7 protein-coding genes and 1 other RNA gene are annotated in these 6,882 nt (G+C 33.8%); 4 read left to right on the top strand and 4 right to left on the bottom strand.

The window, feature by feature from the left end:
* The first annotated feature begins 108 nt into the window (after positions 1-108).
* Positions 109-1,119: a hypothetical protein gene (locus tag Cyrtocomes_RS04665; protein ID WP_322498035.1), complete on the top strand. Its 1,011-nt coding sequence runs from the start codon at positions 109-111 to the stop codon at positions 1,117-1,119.
* A 47-nt stretch (positions 1,120-1,166) separates the two neighbouring features.
* Here Cyrtocomes_RS04665 and tmk read toward each other — a convergent pair whose 3' ends face one another.
* Together tmk and Cyrtocomes_RS04675 are read right to left on the bottom strand one after the other, a co-directional pair.
* Positions 1,167-1,787 carry a dTMP kinase gene (tmk, locus tag Cyrtocomes_RS04670; RefSeq protein ID WP_322498036.1) on the bottom strand — a complete coding sequence of 207 codons (621 nt, stop codon included), beginning with the start codon at positions 1,785-1,787 and terminating at the stop codon, positions 1,167-1,169.
* Positions 1,788-2,098: 311 nt separating this feature from the next.
* Entirely contained in the window at positions 2,099-3,094 is a 996-nt protein-coding gene (locus tag Cyrtocomes_RS04675; protein ID WP_322498037.1) for an NAD(P)/FAD-dependent oxidoreductase, read from the bottom strand.
* A gap of 85 nt (positions 3,095-3,179) precedes the next feature.
* Here Cyrtocomes_RS04675 and ffs point away from each other — a divergent pair.
* The 3 genes from ffs (at position 3,180) to rodA (ending at position 5,844) form a co-directional block, all read left to right on the top strand.
* An RNA gene (ffs, locus tag Cyrtocomes_RS04680) (signal recognition particle sRNA small type) lies at positions 3,180-3,266 on the top strand.
* A gap of 375 nt (positions 3,267-3,641) precedes the next feature.
* Positions 3,642-4,709 (top strand): peptide chain release factor 1, encoded by a 1,068-nt coding sequence (gene prfA, locus Cyrtocomes_RS04685; RefSeq protein WP_322498038.1) that lies wholly within the window; start codon positions 3,642-3,644, stop codon positions 4,707-4,709.
* Entirely contained in the window at positions 4,675-5,844 is a 1,170-nt protein-coding gene (rodA, locus tag Cyrtocomes_RS04690; protein WP_322498039.1) for a rod shape-determining protein RodA, read from the top strand. Before prfA ends, rodA begins: the two co-directional genes overlap by 35 nt.
* A 221-nt stretch (positions 5,845-6,065) precedes the next feature.
* Here rodA and rpsU read toward each other — a convergent pair whose 3' ends face one another.
* Together rpsU and Cyrtocomes_RS04700 are read right to left on the bottom strand one after the other, a co-directional pair.
* On the bottom strand, positions 6,066-6,242 hold the full coding sequence (rpsU, locus tag Cyrtocomes_RS04695) for a 30S ribosomal protein S21 (RefSeq protein WP_322498040.1): 177 nt from the start codon (positions 6,240-6,242) through the stop codon (positions 6,066-6,068).
* A gap of 434 nt (positions 6,243-6,676) precedes the next feature.
* The coding region (locus Cyrtocomes_RS04700; protein ID WP_322498041.1) for a hypothetical protein at positions 6,677-6,882 on the bottom strand (206 nt) is incomplete at its 5' end.

Raw genomic sequence — 6,882 nt, forward strand, 5'->3', positions numbered from 1 at the left:
CGCTAAACTCAAAGAAAATCGACGCTTAGCATTACGATTTGAGAAATCCGATCTCTCTTTCCTTGCCTTTATAGCTTTAGCATCTATTAAATACAACCTTTGTTAACAGTGCCTAAAAATCTTTTTTATTCAGTACAAGAATTTGCTGATTTTTTATATGCAAATTGGGATAACATACCTCATATCTTGAATGACTCTGATACTAGATATAGTTTGGAAAAAGAGGCAAATATACCTAGTGCATTGCTTGATATATATAAGCATAATGTACAAAATTTTGATGCGTATAATACGTGTTTGCTTGCTATAATGGATGGGAATGGAACTTTGAGATTTAAAGATTTTATAATTTCTTTTGATTCTATAGCAAATTTATCATTCTCAAATGAGATGAAAGGTACGTTGAAACAGGTCCTACGTTCTGATTTATTTGGAATATTATCTAAGTATGCTGCTTTTGATATAGGCGCACATTTAAGATTTTTGCAAAAAAAATTTCAACAACAAAATATAGCTTTTAATACAGCCAGGACGCTCTATGAGATAAGAAAACAATGGTATTTTAAGCTTCCTAATCACAGATATTGCTTAACTTTGAGGCAGATCTTTGAAGGTATAGAAAATTCGGAAGATATAGCTGGCTTGATATCAGATAAGGAGCTGATATCATATATCAGCTACAAAATCTCTCTAGAAAAACTACCTATTATTAATAAAGATCTAATTCAATATAGTAGAGTATTGATGCCATGGTTTATTTTATCAAAAGCAAGGATGGTAGAGAAAAAGCCACAAATGCCAAAAACATACAGTGTATTCTTATCTATAATAACGAATATAATTCAAAGCCTTCCAAGAGATAAGTTTGATAGCCATAAGCTAATGGCCTATATAGAATCGTCTAATATCTCTAATACAGAAGAGTTAGTAGAATTTGTTGATAAGAAAATTGCTCATAGTGCGCTTGAGAGGCAAGAAAAGCTTAAGAATTTACCCGCAATTAACAAAAGCTATATTCGCTCAGTTAAGCAGCAAAATAGAGTATGGAATAAAGTTCCGTACCCAGCATCTATAGTTAGTTGTGTTTTATGCTCTATAATAATACTTGCAATGTTATAGCCAAAATCTAAAAATAAGTCCTCATGGTTGTTATGATATAGAGAAGGTTACTTTAAGGTTTTTGATGTTACAGATCTCGATAGTATGCTTTTTATCTGTAAAAACAGTATCTCTTTTTCAACTTCGGCATCTAAAACGACTATTCTTTTGCGAAACATCTTAGAGATAAATAAGAATCCTTCTCTTACTGCTTTATGAAATTTAATAGGCATTTTATCGTAGTGATTTGCGTTACTCCGTGAGCAAATCCTTTCTACTGCATTTTCTGGCTCTATATCTAAAACAAATGTTAAATCTGGCTCTAAATCTGTTACATATGTTTTATGTAGGTTTATCATATTTTCTATATTTAGGCCCTTTGTATAACCTTGATATACTAGTGATGAATCTAAAAATCTATCACATATAACATAAGCACCTGAACTTAAGGCGGGTATTATAAGGTTGTTCACATGATCTCTGCGTGCTGCGCAAAATAACAAAAACTCAACTGCGGGATCTGCCACCTCATCATCTAGCAGTATTTCACGTAGTTTTGCTGCAAGCTTTGTCCCACCAGGCTCTTTAGTTAAAAGGCACTTCATTCCCTCAGTTATTAAGAAGTCCTTTAATAAGGAAGATTGTGTAGTTTTTCCACTACCTTCACATCCTTCAAATGTTATAAACACGTAAATTAAATTAAAGAGTCAAGGTTTAGAGTTTTAGCAAAAAGCAAAGGTTTACTCAATTAATTTTCCTATAAGATATACTTATTATCAACTCTAGCTAGATAGAAATTAGCATCGGATTAAAAAATAAAATAGATGCCTTGGATTTTATAGTGCTTCTATAGCTGCTTTATTTTAGGTGATAGATAATATACCGCCTATGCTAATTCAACAGCTATACTTAGGTTATTCTAACTTATTATTTTTTACATATTTAATGCTAATTTAAGGCATTTTGTTTAAAAATCATATACCTTAAAAGGTGTTAGACATTACTCAATAGGTATTCCCTTTGATGTAGAATGCTCAAAATGCAATTTAAGTCCTGGGTTAACGATTGAATATGCTGAATGACAAGCAAGAGCACCCTCTGCAAAGCCAGTTAGTATAAATTTTAACTTTCCATGATAAGTTGCAACATCACCTATTGCAAATACACCAAGAGTGCTAGTCATCATATTGCTATTATCGACTTTAATATATTTGCCATTCATCTCAAATCCCCAATCCTGTATCGGGCCTAAATCCATACTCAATCCAAAGCAGGGTATTAAAAAATCTGTCTTTAGCTCAATTAATTGATCATTTTCTATATTTTTGATTATAACGCTATCCATCATACCATTATGACCATTGATTCTTTCTAATTGGAAAGGAATAATAGTCTCAATCCTCTCGCATCCATTCATTTGGGTTATAGATGCATCTAGGGCTCTAAACCTATTTCTTCTATGAATTACATAAATTTTTCTAGCAACCTTAGATAAAAGAATAGCAAAATCTACTGCAGAATCTCCACCGCCAGCAATCACTACAATTTTATCTTTAAATTTTTCTAAGGAATTTATTGAATATAGTATAGAGCCATATTCTTCAAATAGTTTAATGTGATCAAGTGGTGGTCTATTGGGTATTAAAGATCCTCCGCCTGCTGCTATTATAACAGTCCTTGTACGTATTTCTTTATTGCATTCTGACCTAAGAAGAAAAAAATCCTCTTTTTTAGATAAGTAATTAACCTTTGTATTCAGTATAATTTCATGATGAAATGGGGCGATTTGCTTTTTTAAATTACTTACCAGTTCTTCTGCAAGTAGCATAGGATGCGCTGGTATATCATATATAGGTTTTTGTGGATATAAGGCAGCGCATTGGCCGCCAATCTCTGGAAGCGCCTCAATTAATGCGGTTTTCATATTGAGCATGCCAGATTCAAATGCGCAAAAGAGCCCAACTGGTCCAGCGCCTATTATAACAACGTCAAACATATCAAATATTTCCAAAGATTATGCATTGTTGGTTTTATAGAGCATAAAGCTATTGATGAAAACAGTTTTCAAGTATAGAATGACTCCCGGAGAGGGGCGGGGTCTTATTGCTAACCTGGTCAGGTCTGAAAAGAAGCAGCCATCGTAATTGCCCTGGGTTCTCTCCATTAGCTCTTCATGCTATGGTTTATAGCGCTATTCTAGTAAACAAGAGCTTACGCAATTATATATAATTCAAGTGGTTGTGGTGTATTATCTTAGTGAGCTGTTCATAAAACAGAGAGCAGATATATTGTAAGTTATATGTTGCTCTTTTATTAGAGTCCAAGTTTTAAATGTGGCCACTAATATACTTGGATAGTGGTACTCATAAATTTTGCAAAAAATTTTCGCAAAATTTAGCATATAAGAGATCTGAATTTACTTTTTATACATACTATTTTCCCTAATAGTGCTATTGGTTTGCAATAAGTAAATTGATATTCGTTGCTTTTACGGCTAAAATCCATCACTTACCAATAATTTTTATCCCTACTTGTAAAGATTCATGATAGATAAATTAGATAAGATTATAGAAAATTTTAACAACATAGAAGCCAGACTTCTTTCTGGCTGTATTAATGTGAATGAGAGAGCTGAGCTTGGGAAAAGTAGGTCTGATCTTGAAGGGCTAGTTGAGGTTGCGCTACGATATAAAAAAATGCTTTCAGATAAAGATGATCTATTAATGGTATTGCAAGATAAAGAGCAGGATGATGATTTTAAAAATCTTGTTCAAGAAGAGTTATATGGGCTGGATGCAAAAATAGAAGAGGCTGTATACAATCTAAAATTGCTTATGTTGCCAAAGGATAAGGATGCGCATAAAAATGTCATATTGGAGATTAGAGCTGGAACTGGTGGGGAAGAAGCGGCTCTATTTGCCTCTGTACTATTTAGAATGTATATGAAGCTTGCAGAAAGGCAAAGGTGGAAATTTGAGATAATCTCGATATCTGAAACTGGGATAGGTGGGTATAAAGAGGCCTCTGCAAGCATATCGGGAAATGGTGTGTTTTCTAAGATGAAGTATGAATCTGGTGTTCATAGAGTGCAGAGGGTGCCTGAAACAGAATCTAGTGGTAGGATACATACATCTGCTGCAACTGTGGCTGTTTTACCGGAGCCAGAGGAGGTGGATGTAAAAATAGAAGAAAAGGATTTAAGAATAGATTCTTTTAGGGCAAGTGGTGCTGGTGGCCAGCATGTTAATAAAACAGATAGTGCGGTTAGGATAACTCATAAGCCATCTGGGATAGTTGTTTCACAGCAAGACAGTAAGTCTCAGCATAAAAATAAGGCAATGGCTATGAAGATATTGAGGTCTAAATTATATGAAATGCAAAGCCAAAAAAATGAAGACGAAAGGTCTTCTATGAGGAGATCGCAGGTTGGTAGTGGTGATAGATCAGAGAGGATAAGGACATATAACTATCCGCAAAGTAGGATAACTGATCATAGAGTAAACTTCACTCTCCATTCTATAATGGAAGTAACTCAGGAGGGGTCTTTGGAGCAGCTTATAGAAAAACTTATACAAGATGAGCAAGTTAGACTTTTATCGGAATCTGAGTGATAAAATTGTTTCGGAGCTAGAGGATAAATTACCTGTTGTGCTCTGGCCTTTATTATTGCTTCTTTTGATTTTTACATGTGCTCTAGTACTTCTATACTCCGCAAGTGGGTGTAGTATGTATCCCTGGGCTATGAAGCAGTTGACTTTTATAAGTATCTTTTCATTATTAGCGCTTCTTATAAGAAGCATAAATATAATGTGGTTTTATGACCATGCCTATACGTTATATGCTTTATGCATAATGATACTCATTTTTACCAATATTTTTGGTCATAATGTTATGGGGGCGCAAAGGTGGATAGATTTAAAATATTTCAGTATGCAGCCATCAGAGCTTGCAAAAGTTGGTGTTATATTAGCTCTTTCCAAGTACTTTAATGATTTTAGTAATTCTGATGGCAGAATAGTTAGTAGGCTTCTATTTCCAATAATTATTTCTTTATTACCATTTTTTCTGATTTTATTTCAGCCTAATTTAGGAACGGCAACCATACTATTATTTATATGTGCGGCACTTTTCTTCATTAATGGAATAAAAAAGGTATTTTTTCTTGTACCAATACTTATTGTTTTAGCCTCTTCACCATTTATATGGAGATATGCGCTACATGATTATCAAAAAAGAAGAGTTATCACTTTTTTAAATCCAGAGAAAGATATCTTGGATTCTGGATACAATATTGTGCAATCTAAAATTGCGATAGGCTCTGGTGGTATTTGGGGTAAGGGTATGTGTGGTGGGAGTCAAAGTAGGCTAAACTTTTTACCTGAGAAGCATAATGATTTTATATTTACTCTGCTTGCAGAGGAGTACGGCCTTGTAGGCTGCATATTTGTTCTGTTTATATATTTTTTATGGATTGCTTACAGTTATGGTGTCAGTAATTATAGTTCCTTATACTTCGGTAAAATGGTATCTGTTGGCTTTGCAAGCATGATATTTATACATGTTTTTATTAATGTTGGTATGGTATCGGGGATTTTGCCTGTTGTTGGAGTGCCATTCCCTATTCTTTCGTATGGTGGTTCCAATGCAGCATCAACCCTGTTGATGTTCGGTATAGTGCTATCTGTTCAAAAGAGTGAAAGCAAAAGAAGGTTCAAAAAATATATACAGTCAGATACCAAGAATTAGTATTGGGACTGTATTACAGAACTAAGCTAATAAAGCTGAACTGAGCTAAAAGCTAGACTGACTAACAGGTATCTGTAAATTTATCTCATAAACAAAGAGAAGGCTATAAACCTTGGTCAACACGGATGGTTCACCATAATTTTATCAGTGTCTATCGTCACAGCCCCCAAGAAATTCCCTAACTATTGTTAGAAGTAACCACCTTACATAAAAACTCCCTCTTAATCCTGGGCTTGTCTTTTCTTTTTAGCTCTCATCATGGATTCTTTCCTTTTTCTCATCTTTTTTTCTGATGAAGTTTCAAAGTACCGCTTTGTTTTATATATCCTAAATATACCCTCCATCCTAACCTTTCTCTTTAAAACCTCTAAAGAGAAATCCACATTATTAAATCTCACAGATACCTTAGAAGACAATTCTACAACAGATAATAAAAAACAATATACATCACGATACTACTATCCATTTCTAAAAGAGTCAATTATGCGTATTTATGTGTATTAGTATTTGATAAAAGATAGTAATTTTATCAACATTCATCAATTTAAGCACATGTATAGCAATAATGGATGGTAATTGATAAGGCATTGTCATGCATAGATATATAGCGCCAAATCTCTAAACCTCTATATAGTCATCCTGAGCATGCATTTAGAGTAACGTTTCTTGTTAAGCGAGCACCTTAGACTCGAGTTTTTAGCCTCTACTAAGCAAGTTTATCTAGTAATAGCTGTTTGAATTTGAAGCGGCGTAGATGAACATGTAATAATATCGCCTATGCTAGTTCAGTTTAAATCATTATATATGCTTGATGCTCTTTGGTATTATTTTGTTATAACTGTAATTGCCATCTGTAGCTATAATTCTGATGCTTTAATTGTAGTTCGTTTGCAGATCCTTCATTTCCTATATAATGTACAATAATCTCATTTCTGTTCCTAGGCACTGTTAACAAAGGTTTTGCCAAATAATGGAAAAGATGCAATATTATATTGGAGGCGATAAATATGGTATTTAGATGGATAAAAGGTTGTTTCC

Source organism: Candidatus Cyrtobacter comes, from assembly GCF_034470605.1.
GTDB lineage: Bacteria > Pseudomonadota > Alphaproteobacteria > Rickettsiales > Midichloriaceae > Cyrtobacter > Cyrtobacter comes.

Coding starts and splice junctions, on each gene's coding strand:
- prfA (WP_322498038.1), top strand. CDS start 3,642: ATGATAGATAAATTAGATAAGATTATAGAAAATTTTAACAACATAGAA.
- Cyrtocomes_RS04675 (WP_322498037.1), bottom strand. CDS start 3,094: ATGTTTGACGTTGTTATAATAGGCGCTGGACCAGTTGGGCTCTTTTGC.
- rodA (WP_322498039.1), top strand. CDS start 4,675: ATGAGCAAGTTAGACTTTTATCGGAATCTGAGTGATAAAATTGTTTCG.